This is a genomic window from Streptomyces sp. NPDC006544 (assembly GCF_040611715.1).
Taxonomy (GTDB): Bacteria; Actinomycetota; Actinomycetes; order Streptomycetales; family Streptomycetaceae; genus Streptomyces.
The window spans coordinates 20,914-38,804 of record NZ_JBEXOV010000023.1 but is presented as its reverse complement, the minus strand read 5'-3'; the positions used below and the strand labels follow the sequence as shown (position 1 = coordinate 38,804).

The following is a 17,891-nucleotide window of genomic DNA, read 5'->3' as shown; positions in this document are numbered from 1 at the left end:
CTGCCCGGCGCTCTGTCGATCGGACGCCGGGCAGGGCGCAACAGCTTGAGTGGTGACCGAACTTCCTACCCCGAATGACCGGGGCGAGGTTCAGAGGGTCTGCGGTGACGGTTACCGCACTCTCAGCGCTGTGGCGCTCCCCTGTCGGAAATATGAAATTGGTTCGGCCACAGGGTACCCCGCGGCCGAATGCGCCCTTTCACTGGCGGAAACTAGCGCTCCGAGGCCGCGAGCTGGCCGCACGCCCCGTCGATCTCCTGGCCACGGGTGTCACGCACGGTCACCGGCACGCCGTGGCGGGCGATGGCCTCCACGAACGCCTTCTCGTCCTCGGGCCGCGAGGCGGTCCACTTCGAACCGGGCGTCGGGTTCAGCGGGATCAGGTTGACGTGCACGCGCTTGCCCTTGAGCAGCCTGCCGAGCAGGTCGCCCCGCCAGGCCTGGTCGTTGATGTCGCGGATCAGGGCGTACTCGATGGAGATCCGCCGGCCGGACTTCTCCGCGTACTCCCAGGCCGCGCCGAGCACCTCGCGCACGTTCCAGCGGGTGTTCACGGGCACGAGGGTGTCGCGCAGCTCGTCGTCCGGGGCGTGCAGGGAGACGGCGAGGCGGCACTTGAAGCCCTCGTCGGCGAACCGCAGCATGGCCGGGACGAGGCCGACGGTGGAGACGGTGATCCCGCGCTGGGACAGGCCCAGGCCGTCGGGCTCCGGGTCGGTGAGCCGGCGGATGGCGCCGACGACGCGGTTGTAGTTCGCGAGCGGCTCGCCCATGCCCATGAAGACGATGTTCGACAGGCGCGCCGGACCGCCGGGGACCTCTCCGTCGCGCAGCGCGCGCATGCCGTCGACGATCTGGTGGACGATCTCCGCGGTGGACAGGTTGCGGTCCAGGCCCGCCTGGCCGGTGGCGCAGAACGGACAGTTCATGCCGCACCCGGCCTGCGAGGAGATGCACATGGTCACCCGGTCGGGGTAGCGCATGAGCACGGACTCGACGAGCGTGCCGTCGTGCAGCTTCCACAGCGTCTTGCGGGTGGTGTCGTCGTCGCAGGAGATGTGCCGCAGGACGTTCATCAGGTCCGGCAGCAGCTCCTTCTGGAGCTTCTCGCGGGACGCGGCCGGGATGTCGGTCCACTCCGCCGGGTCGTGCGCGTACCGGGCGAAGTAGTGCTGCGAGAGCTGCTTGGCCCGGAACGGCTTCTCACCGATCGCGGCGACGGCCTCCCGGCGCTCCTCGGGGGTGAGGTCGGCGAGGTGCCGGGGCGGCTTCTTCGCTCCACGGGGGGCGACGAAAGTGAGCTCTCCCGGAACAGGGCGGGCCATGGCAGGTACTCCTTGTAAGACGAAAGGCGCGCCGCAGAAGCAGCACGCCCTTCAAGAGTAACCGCCCCGGCCCTGCCGAAGCCTTCCGTCGTACGCCGCCCCCACCCGGCGGAGCTCCGCCGATGAGGAGCCCGCGGCCGGGAGCCGCGCCGACCGGATCAGCCGGCGCCGACGAAGGCGGCGAGCAGCAGCCAGACCACCGGAGCCGTGGGAAGCAGCGAGTCCAGCCGGTCCATGATGCCGCCGTGGCCGGGCAGCAGCGTGCCCATGTCCTTGATGCCGAGGTCGCGCTTGATCATCGACTCGCCGAGGTCGCCCAGCGTGGCGCTGACGGCTACCGCGAAGCCCAGGACCAGGCCCTGCCACCACGAGCCCCCGTCGATCAGGAACTCCATGCACAGCGCGCCGGCCACCATCGCGAAGGCCACCGCTCCGAGGAGGCCCTCGCGGGTCTTGCCGGGGCTGATGCGCGGCGCGAGCTTGGTCTTGCCGAAGCGCCAGCCCACCGCGTAGGCCCCGGTATCGCTGACCACGGTCAGGACCAGGAAGGTGACGACCCGCTGCGGCCCGTCGTCGGCGGTGAGCAGCATCGCGACGAACGTGGCCAGGAAGGGCACGTAGAACGCCGCGAAGATGCCGGCGGTGACGTCCTTGAGGTAGTCCTCGGGCGGCTCGGTCATCCGCCAGACCAGGACGGCCAGCGCCGTCAGGGCCATGGCCACCCAGGCGCCCTCGGCCCCGCGGACGTACCCGGCGATGACCATCGCCGCGCCGCCGATCGCGAGCGGCACCAGGGGGGCCTTGATGCCCTTCTTCTCCTGGAGCCTGGAGGTGAGCTCCCACAGGCCGACGACGACCGCCACGACGACGACGCCGACGAAGACCGCCTTGACGATGAAGAGGGAAGCGAAGATCACCGCTCCGAGGCCGACGCCGACCCCTATGGCGGCCCGCAGATCCCGTCCCGCGCGCTTCTTCTGAGGCGGCGGAGTGGGGTCCTGCGGCGCCGACGAAGGCGGGGGCGACGGGGGGCTGGGCATGGGCTCCTGCGGCGGCGTCTCGGCGCGGAAGAGGGAGCCGCCGTCAGCGGCGGCCCCCCGATCGCGTGCTTCCCGGTCGTCGAAGTCACGGCCGGCGGCATCGGGCACGATGGGCATGGGCCGAGTGTGCGGGCCCACCTGCGCATCGTATGCGGGACCCGCCGGAACCGGCTCCGGCTGCCAGGAAGAGTCGTTCATCAGACTTCGAGGAGCTCGGCTTCCTTGTGCTTGAGCAGCTCGTCCACCTGCGCGACGTACTTCGCGGTGGTGTCGTCGAGCTCCTTCTCGGCGCGGCGCACTTCGTCCTCGCCGGCTTCCTTGTCCTTGACGAGCTTGTCGAGGGCGTCCTTCGCCTTGCGGCGGATGGCGCGGATCGACACCTTGGAGTCCTCGGCCTTGGTGCGCGCGACCTTGATGTACTCCTTGCGGCGGTCCTGCGTCAGCTCGGGGAAGGTCACCCGGATGATGCTGCCGTCGTTGCTCGGGTTGACACCGAGGTCCGAGTCGCGAATGGCCTGCTCGATGTTGCGCAGGGCGCTCTTGTCGAACGGGGTCACGATCGCCATGCGCGGCTCGGGAACCGAGAAGGAGGCGAGCTGGTTGATGGGCGTGATGGCGCCGTAGTACTCCGCCACGATCTTGTTGAACATCGCCGGGTGCGCACGACCGGTGCGAATCGCGGCGAAGTCTTCCTTGGCGACGACGACGGCCTTTTCCATCTTCTCCTCGGCCTCGAGGAGGATCTCTTCGGTCACCACGTGCTCCTGCATGTCAGAAATGGATGGTTCGGGCGGGCGGGGCCGGCGCGGCCCCGCGGGGCTCGGACCGGCGGCGGGTGCTCGGACCCGGAGTGCCCAGGTCCGGAGTGCTCAGGTCCGGGTGCCCTGGTCGCTCACGAGCGTGCCGATCTTCTCACCCTTGACCGCGCGGGCGATATTGCCCTCGGCGAGCAGTTCGAAGACCAGGATCGGCAGCTTGTTGTCGCGGCACAGCGTGATGGCGGTGGCGTCGGCGACCTTGAGGTCGCGGGAGAGCACCTCGCTGTACTCCAGCGCGTCGAACTTCACGGCGTCGGGGTTCTTCTTGGGGTCCGAGTCGTAGACCCCGTCGACGCCGTTCTTGCCCATGAGCAGGGCTTCCGCGTCGATCTCCAGGGCGCGCTGGGCGGCCGTGGTGTCGGTGGAGAAGTAGGGCATGCCCATGCCGGCGCCGAAGATGACGACGCGGCCCTTCTCCAGGTGTCGCACGGCGCGCAGCGGGATGTACGGCTCGGCGACCTGGCCCATGGTGATGGCGGTCTGGACCCGGGAGTCGATGCCCTCCTTCTCCAGGAAGTCCTGGAGTGCGAGGCAGTTCATGACGGTGCCGAGCATGCCCATGTAGTCGGACCGCGCCCGGTCCATGCCGCGCTGCTGGAGTTCGGCGCCGCGGAAGAAGTTGCCGCCGCCGATCACGATGGCGATCTCGGCGCCGTCGCGGACCACCGCGGCGATCTCGCGCGCGATGGCGTGGACGACGTCGGGGTCGACGCCCAGTCCTCCGCCACCGGAGAAGGCCTCGCCCGACAGCTTCAGCATGAAGCGGCGGCCCTTCTTGTCCTGGTCGCTCTTGTCGTCGGGAACGGTGTGGGTGTCCACGCCCTGATTCATGGAGATCTCCTCGTGCACATACGAAGAAGGCCATTGCCGGTGGGTCCTTGCGGTTCCCTCTACGGCAATGGCCTCCTCGTCAGATCTGCGGTCGTCCTGCGCGAACGCGGGCGACTGCTTCAGACCCTACCGGGGTCCGGTGTCCGTCGCGTACGGACGGACTCAGATGCCGACCTTGATGCGCGAGAAGCGCACCAGGTTGACACCGGCCTCGTCCAGAACCTTCTGGACGGACTTCTTGGCGTCCAGGGCGTAGGCCTGGCCGAGCAGGGTGTTGTCGCGGAAGAAACCGTTCACACGGCCTTCGACGATCTTCGGGAGGGCGGCCTCGGGCTTGCCCTCCGCGCGGGTGACCTCTTCGGCGACGCGGCGCTCGGACTCGACCACGTCGGCCGGGACGTCGTCCTTGGAGAGCCACTTCGGCGCGAACGCGGCGATGTGCTGCGCGACGCCGCGGGCGACCTCGGCGTTCTCCTTGTCGAGCTCGACGAGGACACCGATCTGGAACGGCAGGTCGGGCATCGTGCGGTGCATGTACGCCGAGACGTAACCGCCAGTGAACTGCGCGAAGCGGTCCAGGACGATCTTCTCGCCGAGGTTGGCGTTGGCCTCGTCGACGAACGCCTGCACGGTCTTGCCGGGCTCGATCTCGGACGCGAGCAGCGCCTCGATGTCGGCCGGGGAGGTCGCGGCGATGTGGTTGGCCAGCTGGTTGGTGACAGCCAGGAACTTGTCGCCCTTGGCGACGAAGTCCGTCTCGCACTTCAGCTCGACCAGAACACCGGAGGTGTTGTCGTCGGAGATGACGGAGACGACCGCACCGTTCTCGGCAGAACGGCCTTCGCGCTTGGCGACGCCCTTCTGACCCTTGATACGGAGCGCCTCGACGGCCTTGTCGACGTCACCGTCGGCCTCGACCAGCGCGTTCTTGCAGTCCAGCATGCCGACGCCGGTGAGCTCGCGGAGCTTCTTGACGTCAGCGGCGGTGTAGTTCGCCATGAGTCTGTGATTCTCTCTCGAAGTCGTAGATCTACGGGCTGGGGGCCCCTCCCAGCGGTAGCTGGGGGATGGCGGAGGAGGCGCGCTCGTGGCGCGGCCCTCCCCCGCCGTCATCGCCCGTGCTGCGAGTGCCCGGCGCGTGAACGCCGGGCGCTCTCAGTGGGTCAGGCCTGCTCGGCGTCGGCGGCCGGGGCCTCGACGACGGGCTCGGCGACAACCTCGGCCTCGGCGGCCGGAGCGGCCTCGGTCTCGGCGGCGGGGGTCTCGACAGCGGCCTCGGCCGGAGCGGCCTCGGCGTCGTCGGCCTTCTTCTCGCCCTCGAGGAGGTCGCGCTCCCACTCGGCGAGCGGCTCGGCAGCGGCCTTCTCGCCCGGCTTCGAGTCGCCGGTCGCGGCACCGGAACGGGCGATGAGGCCCTCGGCGACGGCGTCGGCGATCACGCGGGTGAGCAGACCGACGGAGCGGATCGCGTCGTCGTTGCCCGGGATCTTGTAGTCGACCTCGTCGGGGTCGCAGTTGGTGTCGAGGATCGCGACGACCGGGATGTGGAGCTTGCGCGCCTCACCGACGGCGATGTGCTCCTTCTTGGTGTCGACGATCCAGACGGCGCTGGGGACCTTCGACATCTCGCGGATACCACCGAGGGTCTTCTCCAGCTTGATCTTCTCGCGAGAGAGGACCAGGAGCTCCTTCTTGGTGAGACCCGACGCCGCGACGTCGTCGAAGTCGATCGCCTCAAGCTCCTTCAGACGCTGGAGGCGCTTGTAGACGGTGGAGAAGTTGGTGAGCATGCCACCCAGCCAGCGCTGGTTGACGTACGGCATACCGACACGCGTCGCCTGCTCGGCGATGGCCTCCTGGGCCTGCTTCTTGGTACCGACGAACATGATGGAACCGCCGTGGGCGACGGTCTCCTTCACGAACTCGTAGGCGCGGTCGATGTACGACAGCGACTGGAGCAGGTCGATGATGTAGATGCCGTTGCGCTCCGTGAAGATGAAGCGCTTCATCTTCGGGTTCCAGCGGCGGGTCTGGTGACCGAAGTGGACGCCGCTTTCCAGCAGCTCCCGCATCGTGACGACGGCCATGGCCATCTCCTTGTTTTCTCGGTTTGGTTCCTGACACCCCTGTCGCGCCCTGCCCCCGACGAAGGGGACCGAGAGGCGCTGTGACCCGGCCTGAGCGGCCGGTGCTGGGGCGTGCGAAGTCGACCCGGTGACCCGGATCGCCACAAGAAGTGTACGGGACCCGGTGGTATGCCGGGTGACGCGTTGTCCTCGGGCCTCCGGTTGTCCACAGGGTGCCGGTTGTCCACAGGCCCGGCGGCGAACCGCCCGCGGGCGGGACCCTGGGCCGTATGACGACTCTCCTGCTCGGCCTGCTGCTGACGCTGTCACTCACGGTCGCCCCGGCGACGGCCCCCCTGGGCCTCGCGGGGTCCTCGGGGTCCTCGGGATCCAGCGGGCCCTCCGGATCCGCGGGGGCTTCACCGCCCGCCGACCCCCTCGGATCCCCCTCGGCCGCGGCTCCCGTCACAGCGGCGCGCCCGCTCCCCGCCCCGCTCGCGGTGGTCCGCTGGTGGGACCCGCCCCCGACCCCGTACGCGGCCGGCCACCGCGGGGTGGACCTGGCAGCCCCGGTGGGCGCGGAGCTGCGCGCGGTCGGCCCGGGCCGGGTCCACTACGCCGGGCAGGTCGCGGGCCGCGGAGTCCTCTCCCTGACCCTTCCGAACGGCCTGCGCACGACGTACGAACCGGTCCGCCCCTTGGTGGCGGAAGGCGTCGGCGTCACGGCGGGCCAGGTGGTGGCCGTCCTCACGGACGGCTCCCACTGCGCGCGCCCCTGCCTCCACTGGGGCCTCCTGCGGGGCGAGGCGTACCTCAATCCCCTGGCCCTCACCCCCCGGCCGACACCGCGCCTGCTCCCCTTGGACCCGGGGGCGGCCCCCGTCCCACCCGAAGCCGTCCCCGCGGGGGACTACCCCCGGACGCCCCGCAGTGCCATGGCGACGGCCGCGTCCGTGACCACGGACGGATCCTCGCCGGAGGCGGCCTCGATACGGCGGACGGCGGCGTCCACGACCCCCTGGAGCAGCATGGCCGCCAGCCTGGGTTCGGTCTGCCCGAGTGCCCCCAGGGCCTCGACGATCATCGCGATCAGCCCCCCGTGCGCCGCGCGGATCTTCTCGCGCGCACCCGCGTCCAGCTCACTGGCGGAGATCGCCACGACGGCGCGGTGCCGGCGGTCCCCCACCAGACCCAGCTGGCTGCGGACGTACGCCTCGATCTTCGCCTCCGGCGTCCCGGCCTCGGACATCGCCGCCTCGATCTCGGCGGCCCACACGGGGAAGTCCACCGCGCAGAGCTCTTCGACGACGGCCGCGCGCGAGCGGAAGTACTCGTACACGGAGGACCGGGCGAGACCGGTCCGCTCGGCGAGGGCGGGGAAGGTCAGCGCTTCCGTCCCCCCTTCGGACAGCAGGGAACGCGCGGCGTCCAGCAGGGAGCCGCGTTGCATCGACCGGTGCTCGGCCACGGAGGCCGCTCGAATCCTGGGCACGCGTCCACTCTACGGAGGTGCCGCAAGGCCTCCGCACGCTAGCGGCCGACGTCGGCCAGCTTCGCCCGCAGCTGTAGCACCGACTTGGTGTGGATCTGGCTGACGCGGCTCTCGGTGACGCCGAGGACGTTGCCGATCTCGGCGAGCGTGAGGCCCTCGTAGTAGTAGAGGGTCACCACCGTCTTCTCCCGCTCGGGCAGGGTGTTGATGGCCCGCGCGAGCAGCCGGCGCAGCTCCCTGTCCTCCGCCACCTCCACCGGGTCGTCGGCCGCGGTGTCCTCCAGCGTGTCCATCAGGGAGAGCCGGTCGCCGCCCTCCCCGCCGGCGTGCAGCAGCTCTTCCAGGGCGACCACGTTGGCCAGTGACAGCTGACTGAAGACCGCGTGGAGTTCCTCGACCCCGATGCCCATCTCCCCCGCGACCTCGTGCTCGGTCGGCGTGCGCCGCAGCTGCGCCTCCAGCGTGGCGTAGGCGCGCTCGACGGCCCGCGCCTTCTGCCGCACCGAGCGGGGGATCCAGTCCAGCGCGCGCAGTTCGTCGATCATCGCGCCCCGGATCCGGGTGATCGCGTACGTCTCGAACTTGATGGACCGTTCGATGTCGAACTTCTCGATGGCGTCGATCAGCCCGAAGACCCCGGAGGAGACGAAGTCGGCCTGCTCCACGTTGGGCGGAAGACCGACGCTGACCCGCCCGGCCACGTACTTCACCAGGGGCGAGTAGTGCAGGATCAGCTGCTCCCGCAGCCGCTCGTCACCCGAGTCCTTGTACGAGCGCCACAGCACCTCCAGGGACGAGGGGGCGGTGGACCGCTCGCTGCCGCGCGCAGCGGGGGGCACCGCAGCGCGGTCAGACCCTGAGGTGTGCTGGGGCATGCTTCGCCTTTGCCGGAGCCGGATTCGTTGGGAGCGTAGCGTGACGGAAGTGTCGCGGTGCGCGAAGAGTACGGGATCGCGCGGGCCCGCAAGGGCGCCCCGGCTCGCACGGGCGACCCGGGACCGGCGCTCGGCGCACGGTCCCGGCGGCTGCCATCGGGAAGACCGCGTCTCTCATCGGCTTCACTCTTCCACCGGAACGCCCCAGGTCAACGACCGCCTCGCCGGGTCCCTCCGGTTTGTGCGCCTCCTCTCGGCCGCCGCGGGGTCAACTGCCAGCCGTCGCCCTGCCGTTCGACGAACCCCAGAGAGTGAAGTTCGTACAGTCTGCCGATGACTTCATCGGTGCTTTTGCCCGTGGCAAGGGCCACCTCCTCCAGATCGGCGGTCCGGCCGCCCGGGAGCGCCTCGAGCACCCGGGCCGCCCGGGGGTCCAGCAGGTCCCGGGCGACCACCGGCCCGCGCCGCTCGGGGGCCAGCTCGCCCATCGCACCGACGAGCTCGACGACCTCCGCCGCGTCCGTGACCAGCACCGCCTCGGCACGGAGCAGTTCGTGCACCCCGGCGGAGAGCCCGCTGGTGGCCGGGCCGGGGACGCCCATGGTGAACCTCCCCAGCGCCAGGGCCCGGCGGGCGGTGACCAGGGATCCGCTACGGTGGGCCGCCTCCACGACGACCGTCCCCCGGGTCAGCGCGGCGATGACGCGGTTGCGCAGGACGAACCGGCTCGGCGTGGGGTGGCTGCCCGGCGGGAGCTCCCCGAGCACGATCCCCTGCGCGGCGATCCGGCCGAGCAGTCCGGCGTGCCCGCGCGGGTAGGGCACGTCCACTCCGCAGGCCAGCACGGCTGCCGTGGCGCCGCCGGCGGCGAGGGCGCCGCGATGGGCGGCCCCGTCGATCCCGTACGCCGCGCCCGAGACGACCACCCAGCCGCGCTCGGCGAGCCCGGCGGCGAGGAGCTGGGCCATGTGCGCGCCGTACGGCGTGCAGGCGCGGGCTCCCACCACGGACACCGAGCGCAGGGCCCAGGTCCGCAGGCTCGGTGCGCCCCGCACCCACAGCCCGACGGGCCGGGCGTCCCCCAGGTCGTCCAACTGGGTCGGCCACTCCGCCGAAACGGGGCAGACGAACCGGCCGCCGGCCTCGGCGGCGTCCGCCAGGTCCCGCTGGGGGTCGGCCAGTGCCGCACGTCTGCGGTACCCGGCGAGCCGCTCGGCGCCGACCCCGGCCAGCGCCCCGGCCTCCGGCCCCGGGCCGGTCAGCAGTCGCATCAGCCCGACCGCCCCGTACTCCCGCAGCCAGCGCCCCCCGCGTTCGTCCCCCGGCTCCAGCACCCGTGTCAGCGCAGCCCGCGCCAGCACCTCCGCCTCCGTCTCCGTCTCAGTCCCCGCCCCGGACTCCTGCTCCGGCCCCGGCTCGGATCCCGGCCCCGGCTCGGGTCCCGGCTCCGGCTCGGGTCCCGGCTCCGGCTCGGGTCCCGGCTCCGGCTCGGGTCCCGGCTCCGGTCGCGGCTCGGGTCCCGCGGCGGAGGTGTCCGGGCCGTTCATGAGCCCGATCCCCTCGCCACCGCGGCCCCCCGGGCGATGCCCGTACGGAGTTCCAGCGCGACGGCCACGTCCAGCGGGTCGGGGCGGTCGCGGCCGCGCAGGTCCGCCATCGTCCAGGCCACCCGCAACACCCGGTCCAGGCCCCGCGCGGTGAGCAGTCCGCGCTCCAGGTCCCGCTCCGCCTGGGCCAGCGCGCCGGGGGCGGGCTGCCAGCGGGTCCGGAGCTCGTGCCCCGGCACCTCGGAGTTGCGCCGCCACGGGGTGTCGGCCAGCCGGGCCGCCGCCCGGTCCCGGGCTTCGCGGACCCGCTCGGCGACCACCGCCGTGGTTTCGCCGCGGCCACCTCGCCCCAGCAGATCGGAGCGGGTGACCGGCTCGACCTCCACCCTGAGGTCCACCCGGTCCAGCAGCGGCCCCGACAGCCGGGCCTGGTAGCGACGGATCACCGAGGCCGGGCATTCGCAGCCGGCCCCGTGCAAGGTGTGCCGTCCGCACGGGCACGGGTTGGCGGCGAGGACCATGAGGAACCGGGCCGGCAGCCTCACCACCCCCGCGGCCCGCGCGATGACCACGTGCCCGGCTTCGAGGGGCTGCCGCAGGGCGTCCAGGGCCTTGGCCCCGAACTCCGCCGCCTCGTCCATGAACAGCACCCCCCGGTGGGCCAGCGACACCGCCCCGGGCCGCGGCACTCCCGCACCGCCGCCGACGAGGGACTGCATGGTCGCGGAGTGGTGAGGGGCGCAGTAGGGCGGCCGGGTGACGAGCGGTTCGCCCGGTGGCAGGATCCCCGCGACCGAGTGGACGGCCGTGACCTCCAGGGAGTCCTGTCGGGTGAGCGGCGGCAGGATCCAGGGGATCCGCTCGGCGAGCATCGTCTTGCCGGCCCCCGGGGGCCCGCTCAGGAAGAGGTGGTGGCCCCCGGCGGCCGCGACCTCCAGCGCCCGGCGGGCCCCGTGCTGTCCGGCGACGTCGGCGAGGTCGGGGAAGTCCCGCCCGTCCGCCCCGTCCAGGGCCACCCCCGCGCCGAGTCCCGCGCCCGGCAGGACCAGCCCGGCCAGCATCGGGTCGGGCCGCCCGGGCGGCGAGTCCGGCGGATCCTCCTCGGGGACCTCCCCGCCGGTCAGCACCGCGATCAGCTGGCGCAGGCTCCGCACGCCGAGCACCGACACGTCCGGGACCAGCATGGCCTCGGCCGCGCACTGCTGCGGGACCACGACCTGCCGGTATCCGGCCCCGGCGGCGGCGAGCACCGCCGGCAGGATCCCCCGGACGGGCCGCACCCGGCCGTCCAGGCCCAGCTCCCCGATGAGGACGAGGTCGGCGATCACACCGGGGTCGACCACCTCTGCGGCGCCCAGGACCGCGGCGGCCACGGCGAGATCGAAAGCCCGCGAAAGCCAGTTCTAGACTTCAGGCCGGGGCCGGACCTCGTCCACGGGGTTATAGAGGACGGCCATCCCGACCCGGGTGGCGTGCGCGAGGTGGTGGGTCAGCTCCTTGGCGAGCTGCTCGCTGCCGTGGTCGGGGTGGACGGCGATGACTGTCTTGCCTTTGAGCTGAATGGGGATCATGGCGTAGCCGTCGGGCACGAGCGCGGAAACCACTACTTCGGCCTCGACTGGGCGCGGGCGCTCCCGCTGGTTGCTGTCACTGTCAGCCATGCGACCCCCTTGGCGCTGCCTGCATCACAATCCGCGCTGACGTTCGAATCACAGCGCGCAAATGCAGACTATCGGACCCATCGCGCCCCCAGGCGGTGCCGCCAATGGTGCCGCATTGAACAGCTTCTGACTACACCGAGCATGCAAAAACTACAGAGCGTGGCCGCCCTGCCCGGTGGCATATGCGCAACCCGCTATTCCTGTCGGGTGAACGATTCAATGAGCCGTTGCAGCTGCTCACGCTGAGTAGGCGTCAGGGGTGCAGCACTCTCAATCAGCGCACGAGCCTCACCCGACGCTGACCATTCGACGTCCACGCCGAAAAATTCGGCGCCGGCCGCATCCTGCACGCGGCCGAGCGGCACATCGAGGCCGACAGCCAGCCCGCGCAGCATCGGATAGTCCGGGATCTGCACCGGGAGGTCGGTTGCGAGCCGGTGGAGCCAGGACGACTTCACGGTCCGCTCGCCCGTTTCGGGGTCGATGCAGCGCGCGGCGAGCCGCTCGTAGCTCAGTCCGAGAGCGTTCTTGCGGTCGCGCGCGAGGTCTCTCAGCTGACTCCGCCCCGCCGTGGGGGAACGATCTTGTGCAGCCATGAGGGTCATCCTGCCACTCCGAGTCATGTCATGGGCCGTGGGGTGTCCATGTGACCAGTGCGGCGGTCCACCTATCCCCCCAGATGGCGATGGGCCTGCCGTCCCAGTCGTCGGACAGAGTGTCCATGCAGTACGACGGCGCACGCTAGAGCGCACTGGCCAGTTTGGCCAAATCTGCACACGTCACCCAAGAGGCTGGACGCACCGTCCAAGCTGTGCAATGCTTCATCCATCCAAGCAGTGCAACGACTCACTGCATGAGGTGGACGCCTACATGTCTGACCACTCGCCCATTCCACTCCTCCGGCTCGTGAACCGTGACCTGCTGGCCACACTCATGAAGCGCACCGGATCCGGGGCTTCCATGTCCGTCCGGGAACTGGCCACAGAGGCCGGCGTACCGCGGAGCACCATCGGCAACCTGCTCTCCGGCGGACAGGAGTCCGTGTTCTATCCGACGGCCTGCCAGATCGCCGCAGCAATCGGTGTGGATGTCCTGATCCTGTTCACCCCGACCGGGCGTTCGACACGTCACTCCGGTCGCACCCGACTCAAGGCCGCAGCGTGACCGCCCCGTTCAACCGGGCTGCCGCCGAGCAGCGCCTGGGCCCGGCCGCCGTCCAGGCCATCCGCGACCTCGTGGCGGCTGCTCCGCCGCTCCGCGTCGAGCTGCGCATGCAGATCCAGGACGTCTTCCGCTCGGCCGAAGCGCCGGCCCCGCCGCGCAGCCTCGCCGCCTGATCCACGAAAAACGGGGCCGCACAGACCGGGCCTGGTCCGTGAAGCCCCTCGGCACACCTCACACACAGACAGAGAGGTACACCGTGAACCACAAGCCTAGCCCCACCCCGACCGGCCTTCCGGGTCAGTCCGGCATCACCCACCACATCCCGCTGCCGGTCCGTCCGCTCCCGGCGCTCCCCACCCCGCTGGTCGAGCTGTACGTCGACCCCCGCGGCTTCGTCTGGAAGCTGGTCGAGGACGGCCAGGACGGGCGCCTGTTCGTCCCGGAGCAGGTCAACCCCGCGTCGTGCCCCCGGATGGTGTGGGCCCGCGAGGACGAACTCGCGGAGACGGTCGGCACGCTGACCCGGCTGGAGCGTGCCGCGTGAACACGAAGTCGATCGCGGGCGCGTCCCGTGTGATCTGTGAGGCCATGGGCCGCCCGAATGCGGTCCCGGCGACGATCGCCGTGGCGCTGGAGGCGGGCGGCTGGCTGAACACGACGGAGGCGCAGGCCGAGTTGGTTCGGCTGCGGCTCCTTCAGAACGCTGTGCCGGCCGAGCTGACCGAGGCGCAGACTGATGCGCTGGCGGAGGCCGGTAACCGGGCCCTGAACGATTACTACCACGACGACCTGTGCCACTGCTCGGACTGGCCGGAGAGCTGCGCGACGACCGGCGGCCGCTACTTCGCCGGGCGTTGGGACACGGCCGCGTTCGACATCGGCATGGCGGCCGTGATCGGCGCATGGGAGTCGATGCGGGCCACGGTCGAGGCCGACGAACTGGCCGGACTGCGGGACGCGGCAGCGGACGTGCCGAAGGTCGAGGACCCGGCGAGGTCGCTGGATCTGCTGGCCCTGATGCCGGAGCGCTCGGCAGCCATCGTCAGCGGACACCTCGCGCGGCTCCTCGGTGAGCAGGCCCAGCTGCGGGCCCGGGTGGCCGAGCTGGAGACCGCGCAGGCCGTCGTCGGTCCCTACCCGCCGAAGACGAGCTACGTGGTTGAGATGGACGGCCCGCTGTCGCCGCTCAGTCACAAGCGCCCGTCTCTCGACGAGGCCCGTAAGAACGTCGCGTCCTACCGCGCCCACTTCCCCAGCGCGCCGTACCGGATCGTCCGCTGGGTCGAGACCTCGGCCGTGGTCGAGAGCGGCGGCCCGGCCCAACTGGGCAGCCAGCGCGCTTCCGTCGAGGACCCGCACGACTCGCCCCTCCACCACACCTACCGGCTCGGCCACGACCTTCCGGAGACCCGCAATGTCTAACGACCGCACGCCCATCGCCGGGCCCATCCCCATCTACGTCGAGGCCATCCCGGCCGGTGCCGTCCTCGACATGGCCGCGCTCACCGAGATCGTCGTGCAAGACGTCCTCGAAGCCCTGTTGGAGCAGGACACCACTCTGTGGGACCGGCTCCACGAGGTCGCCGAGCTCACCCCGGAGACCGCGCAGGCCGAGGCCGACGCCGGGCGCTTGCCGTACGAGGAGCTGGTGGCCGCGCTGGCCGGCCGCTGCTCGTCGCGGGTCCCGCTGTACGGGCCGGCGGTGCTGAAGATGGCCGCGAAGCTCCAGGCCGTGTCCGCAGTCCGGCCGATCCCCGGACAGCGCGGTGCCGCATGACCGGGCCCGAGCACTACCACAAGGCCGAGCAGCTGCTCGCCGACGCGGACTCGTACGAGGACGACCAGGCCACGGAGTTGGCGCGCGACCGCCGGGCCGAGGCCCAGGTGCACGCGCTGCTCGCCCTGGCCGCTGCAACCGCCATGGCCGCACCCGTCGACCAGGAGACCGACTCGGGGATGCCGCCCGCTGACGCCACCGCCTGGTACAAGGCCGCCGGTACGCAGCCTGCGAAGGGCGGCGAGGCTCGATGACCGAGACCGTGATGGTCGGGGCTTCGGCCCCGGCCGCCGGCCGCCGCAGGAAGGCCGCCGCACCGGCCCCCACCGGAGCTGACCGCATCCCCAAGCCCTCCCAGGGCTGGTACCGCGACCCCGTCACCGGCGACAAGATGCGCCGCGTCACAACCATCCTGGAGCAGGGCTGTGCCAAGGGCGACGCCCTCACCATCTGGGCCGGGAACATCACCGCCGAGACCGCGATGGAGCACCTGCCCCAGCTCGTCACCGCGTCCCGGATCCCGGAGCAGCGCGCAGAGTGGACGACGTGGCTGAAGCGCGCCCACATGCGCAAGAAGGACGAACGTAAGGACGTCGGGTCCGCCGTCCACGAGCTCATCGAAGCCGAGGTACTCGGCAAGCCGATGCCCGCGGAACTCCTCGAAAGCCCCGAGCTGGCCCCGTTCCTCCACCATTTCGGCCGCTTCGTGAAGGAGTGGCAGGTCGACTTCGAGGCCTCCGAGATGGTCGTCGGCTCGGCCCAGGCCGGGTACGCGGGGACTCTCGACTACCTCCTCCGCTCGCCGCTCCTCGCCGACGTCTACGGTCTCCCGCCCGCGCAGCTGTTCATGGGCGACACGAAGACCGGCGGCGAGCTGGATATCAAGGGTGTCTACCCGGAGGCCGCGCTCCAGATGGCTGCCTACCGCAACGCGGCAGTGGCCTGGCTTCCGGACGGTACCCGGGTGCCGATGCCGCCGACGTACTCGACCGGCGTGGTCCTGCACCTGCGGCCGGAGGGCTACCGGCTGATCCCGGTGTTCTGCGGCGACGACGTGTTCCGCGCGTTCCTGACCATCCAGAAGGCCGCGGAGTGGGCCTCGGGGTTGTCGAAGAAGGTCATCCAGCCCGCGCTCACCCTGCCGACCACCAGCACAGAGAGGGCTGTCTGATGCCCATCATCGATCTTCAGCGCCGCATGCGGCAGCTCGGCGAGATCCGGATCGGCCACGTTGTCTCCGGCGTCTCCAAGAAGGGCAACGCCTACACCAGCCCGGCCAAGCTCCAGCACTTCCGCTTCACTAGCCCGTCCCGGGAGATCCTCGCCTCGGTCGCCGAGCTGTACGGCGGCGAGGTCAAGCCGTGGACGCCTGCAAACGGGGGCCCGTCGGAGTTCGAGGTGTACTCGAAGGCCAACCGGCTACCGGTGTTGATCCCGCCGAACGACGCCGTCTCCCAGTGGTACGAGCTGTACGCCGGATCGAAGTGCCAGCGGCGTTGCGACGGCGTGACGGAGCACAAGCGGGACCGGCCGTGCATCTGCGACCCCGACAATCGCGAGTGCAAGATCACGACCCGCGTCAACGTGATGCTCCGCGACGTGCCCGCCCTCGGCCAGTGGCTGCTGGTCTCGAAGGGCTTCTACGCGGCGGTGACGCTGCCCCCGGCCGCCGAGCTCCTGGCGCAGGCGGGCGGCTACGTGTCGGGCTGGTTGGGCATGGAGGAGAAGCTCGTACAGCGCGACGAAGGCCCGGCCCGATTCATGGTCCCCACGCTGGACGTCGAGATCACCCCGGCCGCGCTGATGGCCGGGCAGGTCACCGGCGCCCCGGCGGTCGCTTCCGGCCCGGAGCGGGTCGCCATCACCGGCGGCCGCCCCGACTACGCGGTACTCGCTGCTGAGGCTACGACGGCTGAGGCGGTAGGCGTCCTGTGGAAGCAGGCGAACCGGGCCGGGCACCTCGACGACGCGCTCGCCGCGACGTTCAAGGCCCGCGCCGCCGCGCTGAAGCCGCCCGCCTCGACGGCCGGGGCTGTCCCCGCTCCTGCCCCGGCGCCGGTCGAGGAGGTCCACGAGGCTGAGTTCGTCGAGGACGACGACGTCGACGGGCTGTGGTTCCAGATCATCGCCGCCGCCGGCCAGATCGGCCTCAACACCGCGCAGGTCGAAGCCCAGTTCGCCGAGCAGAACGGGGGCCTTCACCCCGGCACCGCGAACGCGGCACGGCTCCGCGAGTTCCTCACCGCGCTGAAGGCGGTGCGCTCATGAAGTTCACCGACGTCCGCAAACTCGCGTTCGACACCGAGACCACCGGACCCGACCCCACCCAGGACCGCATCATCACCGCCGCCCTCATCGCTCGCGGCGGCGGCCTCCCCGACAAGACCATGTCCTGGCTCATCAACCCCGGCATCCCCATCCCGGCCGAGGCCACCGAGGTCCACGGTATCGACGACGCGAAGGCCGCCACGGGCGCCGACCCGGCCGCCGCGCTCGACGACATCGCCGACCACCTCGCGAAGGCCCTCGTGTACGGCATGCCGGTGATCGCGTTCAATCTGTCCTTCGACTGGACGGTCCTCGCCCGCGACCTGGAGCGCCACCAGCTCCCGACCATGGCCGAGCGTCTCCCCTACGGGGCCGCGCCGACGCTCCTGGACCCGCACGTCATCGACAAGCAGTTCGACCGGTACGTCAAGGGCACCGGCATGCGAAAGCTGAAGCCCACCGCCGAACGGTACGGCGTCGAGCTGACCGACTGGCACACCGCCGAGGCCGACGCCCTCGCCGCGCTCCTCATCGCCGAGGCCCAGTTCGAGCGATTCCCGCTCCTCGGCGGCTACATGCCGGCGTCGCTCTTCGACCAGCAGAAGCGATGGCGGGCCGACCAACAGGCCGGCTTGCAGCAGTGGTTCCGCACGAAGGCGACATCGGAGCAGGGCGGCGACCCCAACAAGGTCATCGACGGCTCCTGGCCGCTCATCCCCCACCAGCAGGACGGAGACCTGTGATGTTCGGTAAGGCGCAGAAGATCAGAGACCTGGAGCGACTCGTCCGCGTCCGCACCGCCGAACGCGACGAGGCCCGTGGGGACTACAAAGCGGCACACGCCGACCTGCGGTACCTCGTCCAGCAGCTCGCCGACCAGGAGAGCGCCTCGAAGGACCTCGCCCGCCACGCTGCGCGCCTTCAGGAACGCCTCGACCACGCCGTCGGCCTCGACTCCCCGGCCCTCGACGCGGGCGCACGGTGGCAGGAGCGCCGCCACGACAAGGTGAAGGGCGTCGCCCTGTGA

At 71.1% G+C, this 17,891-nt stretch carries 21 protein-coding genes, 2 pseudogenes and 1 riboswitch; of the genes and pseudogenes, 11 read left to right on the top strand and 12 right to left on the bottom strand.

Annotated features, from left to right (window positions below; translation table 11 throughout):
* Positions 1-44: 44 nt before the first annotated feature.
* A riboswitch (TPP riboswitch) is annotated at positions 45-153 on the bottom strand.
* Positions 154-212: 59 nt separating this feature from the next.
* The 6 genes from rlmN to rpsB all read right to left on the bottom strand — a co-directional run bounded on the left by rlmN (position 213) and on the right by rpsB (position 6,101).
* Complete coding sequence (gene rlmN, locus ABZY44_RS13835; protein WP_356653256.1) at positions 213-1,325, bottom strand: 23S rRNA (adenine(2503)-C(2))-methyltransferase RlmN; 1,113 nt, start codon at positions 1,323-1,325, stop codon at positions 213-215.
* Between the two features lie 158 nt (positions 1,326-1,483).
* Positions 1,484-2,563, bottom strand: a complete 1,080-nt coding sequence (locus ABZY44_RS13830; RefSeq protein ID WP_356653254.1) for a phosphatidate cytidylyltransferase — start codon at positions 2,561-2,563, stop codon at positions 1,484-1,486.
* Positions 2,563-3,120 (bottom strand): ribosome recycling factor, encoded by a 558-nt coding sequence (frr, locus tag ABZY44_RS13825; RefSeq protein WP_214947881.1) that lies wholly within the window; start codon positions 3,118-3,120, stop codon positions 2,563-2,565. The genes ABZY44_RS13830 and frr overlap by 1 nt, the downstream gene beginning before the upstream one ends.
* A 114-nt stretch (positions 3,121-3,234) precedes the next feature.
* Positions 3,235-4,014 carry a UMP kinase gene (gene pyrH, locus ABZY44_RS13820; protein ID WP_356653252.1) on the bottom strand — a complete coding sequence of 260 codons (780 nt, stop codon included), beginning with the start codon at positions 4,012-4,014 and terminating at the stop codon, positions 3,235-3,237.
* Positions 4,015-4,176: 162 nt separating this feature from the next.
* Entirely contained in the window at positions 4,177-5,013 is an 837-nt protein-coding gene (gene tsf / locus ABZY44_RS13815; RefSeq protein WP_356653250.1) for a translation elongation factor Ts, read from the bottom strand.
* 164 nt (positions 5,014-5,177) lie between these two features.
* Positions 5,178-6,101: a 30S ribosomal protein S2 gene (rpsB, locus tag ABZY44_RS13810; RefSeq protein ID WP_356653248.1), complete on the bottom strand. Its 924-nt coding sequence runs from the start codon at positions 6,099-6,101 to the stop codon at positions 5,178-5,180.
* A gap of 269 nt (positions 6,102-6,370) precedes the next feature.
* Here rpsB and ABZY44_RS13805 point away from each other — a divergent pair.
* Positions 6,371-6,889, top strand: a pseudogene (locus tag ABZY44_RS13805) (M23 family metallopeptidase); the annotation flags it as partial.
* Positions 6,890-6,990: 101 nt separating this feature from the next.
* Here the strand turns inward: ABZY44_RS13805 and ABZY44_RS13800 are convergent.
* The 6 genes and pseudogenes from ABZY44_RS13800 to ABZY44_RS13775 all read right to left on the bottom strand — a co-directional run bounded on the left by ABZY44_RS13800 (position 6,991) and on the right by ABZY44_RS13775 (position 12,251).
* Positions 6,991-7,548, bottom strand: coding sequence for a helix-turn-helix domain-containing protein (locus ABZY44_RS13800; protein WP_356653342.1), 558 nt, complete (start codon positions 7,546-7,548; stop codon positions 6,991-6,993).
* Positions 7,549-7,610: 62 nt separating this feature from the next.
* Positions 7,611-8,447: an RNA polymerase sigma factor WhiG gene (whiG, locus tag ABZY44_RS13795; protein WP_356653246.1), complete on the bottom strand. Its 837-nt coding sequence runs from the start codon at positions 8,445-8,447 to the stop codon at positions 7,611-7,613.
* Between the two features lie 209 nt (positions 8,448-8,656).
* Entirely contained in the window at positions 8,657-9,994 is a 1,338-nt protein-coding gene (gene dprA / locus ABZY44_RS13790; RefSeq protein ID WP_356653244.1) for a DNA-processing protein DprA, read from the bottom strand.
* Positions 9,991-11,379 (bottom strand): annotated as a pseudogene (locus ABZY44_RS13785) (ATP-binding protein); the annotation flags it as partial. The gene dprA and the pseudogene ABZY44_RS13785, both read right to left, overlap by 4 nt.
* 18 nt (positions 11,380-11,397) lie before the next feature.
* Complete coding sequence (locus ABZY44_RS13780) at positions 11,398-11,655, bottom strand: hypothetical protein (protein WP_356653242.1); 258 nt, start codon at positions 11,653-11,655, stop codon at positions 11,398-11,400.
* A gap of 194 nt (positions 11,656-11,849) precedes the next feature.
* Positions 11,850-12,251, bottom strand: coding sequence for a hypothetical protein (locus ABZY44_RS13775; protein WP_356653240.1), 402 nt, complete (start codon positions 12,249-12,251; stop codon positions 11,850-11,852).
* A gap of 262 nt (positions 12,252-12,513) precedes the next feature.
* On the opposite strand from ABZY44_RS13775, the gene ABZY44_RS13770 reads away from it, so the two are divergent.
* The 10 genes from ABZY44_RS13770 (at position 12,514) to ABZY44_RS13725 (ending at position 17,891) form a co-directional block, all read left to right on the top strand.
* Positions 12,514-12,819, top strand: a complete 306-nt coding sequence (locus ABZY44_RS13770) for a helix-turn-helix domain-containing protein (RefSeq protein ID WP_356653238.1) — start codon at positions 12,514-12,516, stop codon at positions 12,817-12,819.
* On the top strand, positions 12,816-12,992 hold the full coding sequence (locus ABZY44_RS13765; protein ID WP_356653236.1) for a hypothetical protein: 177 nt from the start codon (positions 12,816-12,818) through the stop codon (positions 12,990-12,992). Before ABZY44_RS13770 ends, ABZY44_RS13765 begins: the two co-directional genes overlap by 4 nt.
* A gap of 83 nt (positions 12,993-13,075) precedes the next feature.
* On the top strand, positions 13,076-13,363 hold the full coding sequence (locus ABZY44_RS13760; RefSeq protein WP_356653234.1) for a hypothetical protein: 288 nt from the start codon (positions 13,076-13,078) through the stop codon (positions 13,361-13,363).
* Complete coding sequence (locus tag ABZY44_RS13755) at positions 13,360-14,241, top strand: hypothetical protein (protein WP_356653232.1); 882 nt, start codon at positions 13,360-13,362, stop codon at positions 14,239-14,241. The genes ABZY44_RS13760 and ABZY44_RS13755 overlap by 4 nt, the downstream gene beginning before the upstream one ends.
* Positions 14,234-14,596 (top strand): hypothetical protein, encoded by a 363-nt coding sequence (locus tag ABZY44_RS13750; protein WP_356653230.1) that lies wholly within the window; start codon positions 14,234-14,236, stop codon positions 14,594-14,596. The genes ABZY44_RS13755 and ABZY44_RS13750 overlap by 8 nt, the downstream gene beginning before the upstream one ends.
* Positions 14,593-14,850, top strand: a complete 258-nt coding sequence (locus ABZY44_RS13745; RefSeq protein WP_356653228.1) for a hypothetical protein — start codon at positions 14,593-14,595, stop codon at positions 14,848-14,850. The genes ABZY44_RS13750 and ABZY44_RS13745 overlap by 4 nt, the downstream gene beginning before the upstream one ends.
* Positions 14,847-15,767, top strand: a complete 921-nt coding sequence (locus ABZY44_RS13740; protein WP_356653226.1) for a hypothetical protein — start codon at positions 14,847-14,849, stop codon at positions 15,765-15,767. Before ABZY44_RS13745 ends, ABZY44_RS13740 begins: the two co-directional genes overlap by 4 nt.
* Positions 15,767-16,864, top strand: coding sequence for a hypothetical protein (locus tag ABZY44_RS13735; RefSeq protein ID WP_356653224.1), 1,098 nt, complete (start codon positions 15,767-15,769; stop codon positions 16,862-16,864). Before ABZY44_RS13740 ends, ABZY44_RS13735 begins: the two co-directional genes overlap by 1 nt.
* Positions 16,861-17,607: an exonuclease domain-containing protein gene (locus ABZY44_RS13730; protein ID WP_356653222.1), complete on the top strand. Its 747-nt coding sequence runs from the start codon at positions 16,861-16,863 to the stop codon at positions 17,605-17,607. Before ABZY44_RS13735 ends, ABZY44_RS13730 begins: the two co-directional genes overlap by 4 nt.
* Entirely contained in the window at positions 17,607-17,891 is a 285-nt protein-coding gene (locus ABZY44_RS13725; protein WP_356653220.1) for a hypothetical protein, read from the top strand. Before ABZY44_RS13730 ends, ABZY44_RS13725 begins: the two co-directional genes overlap by 1 nt.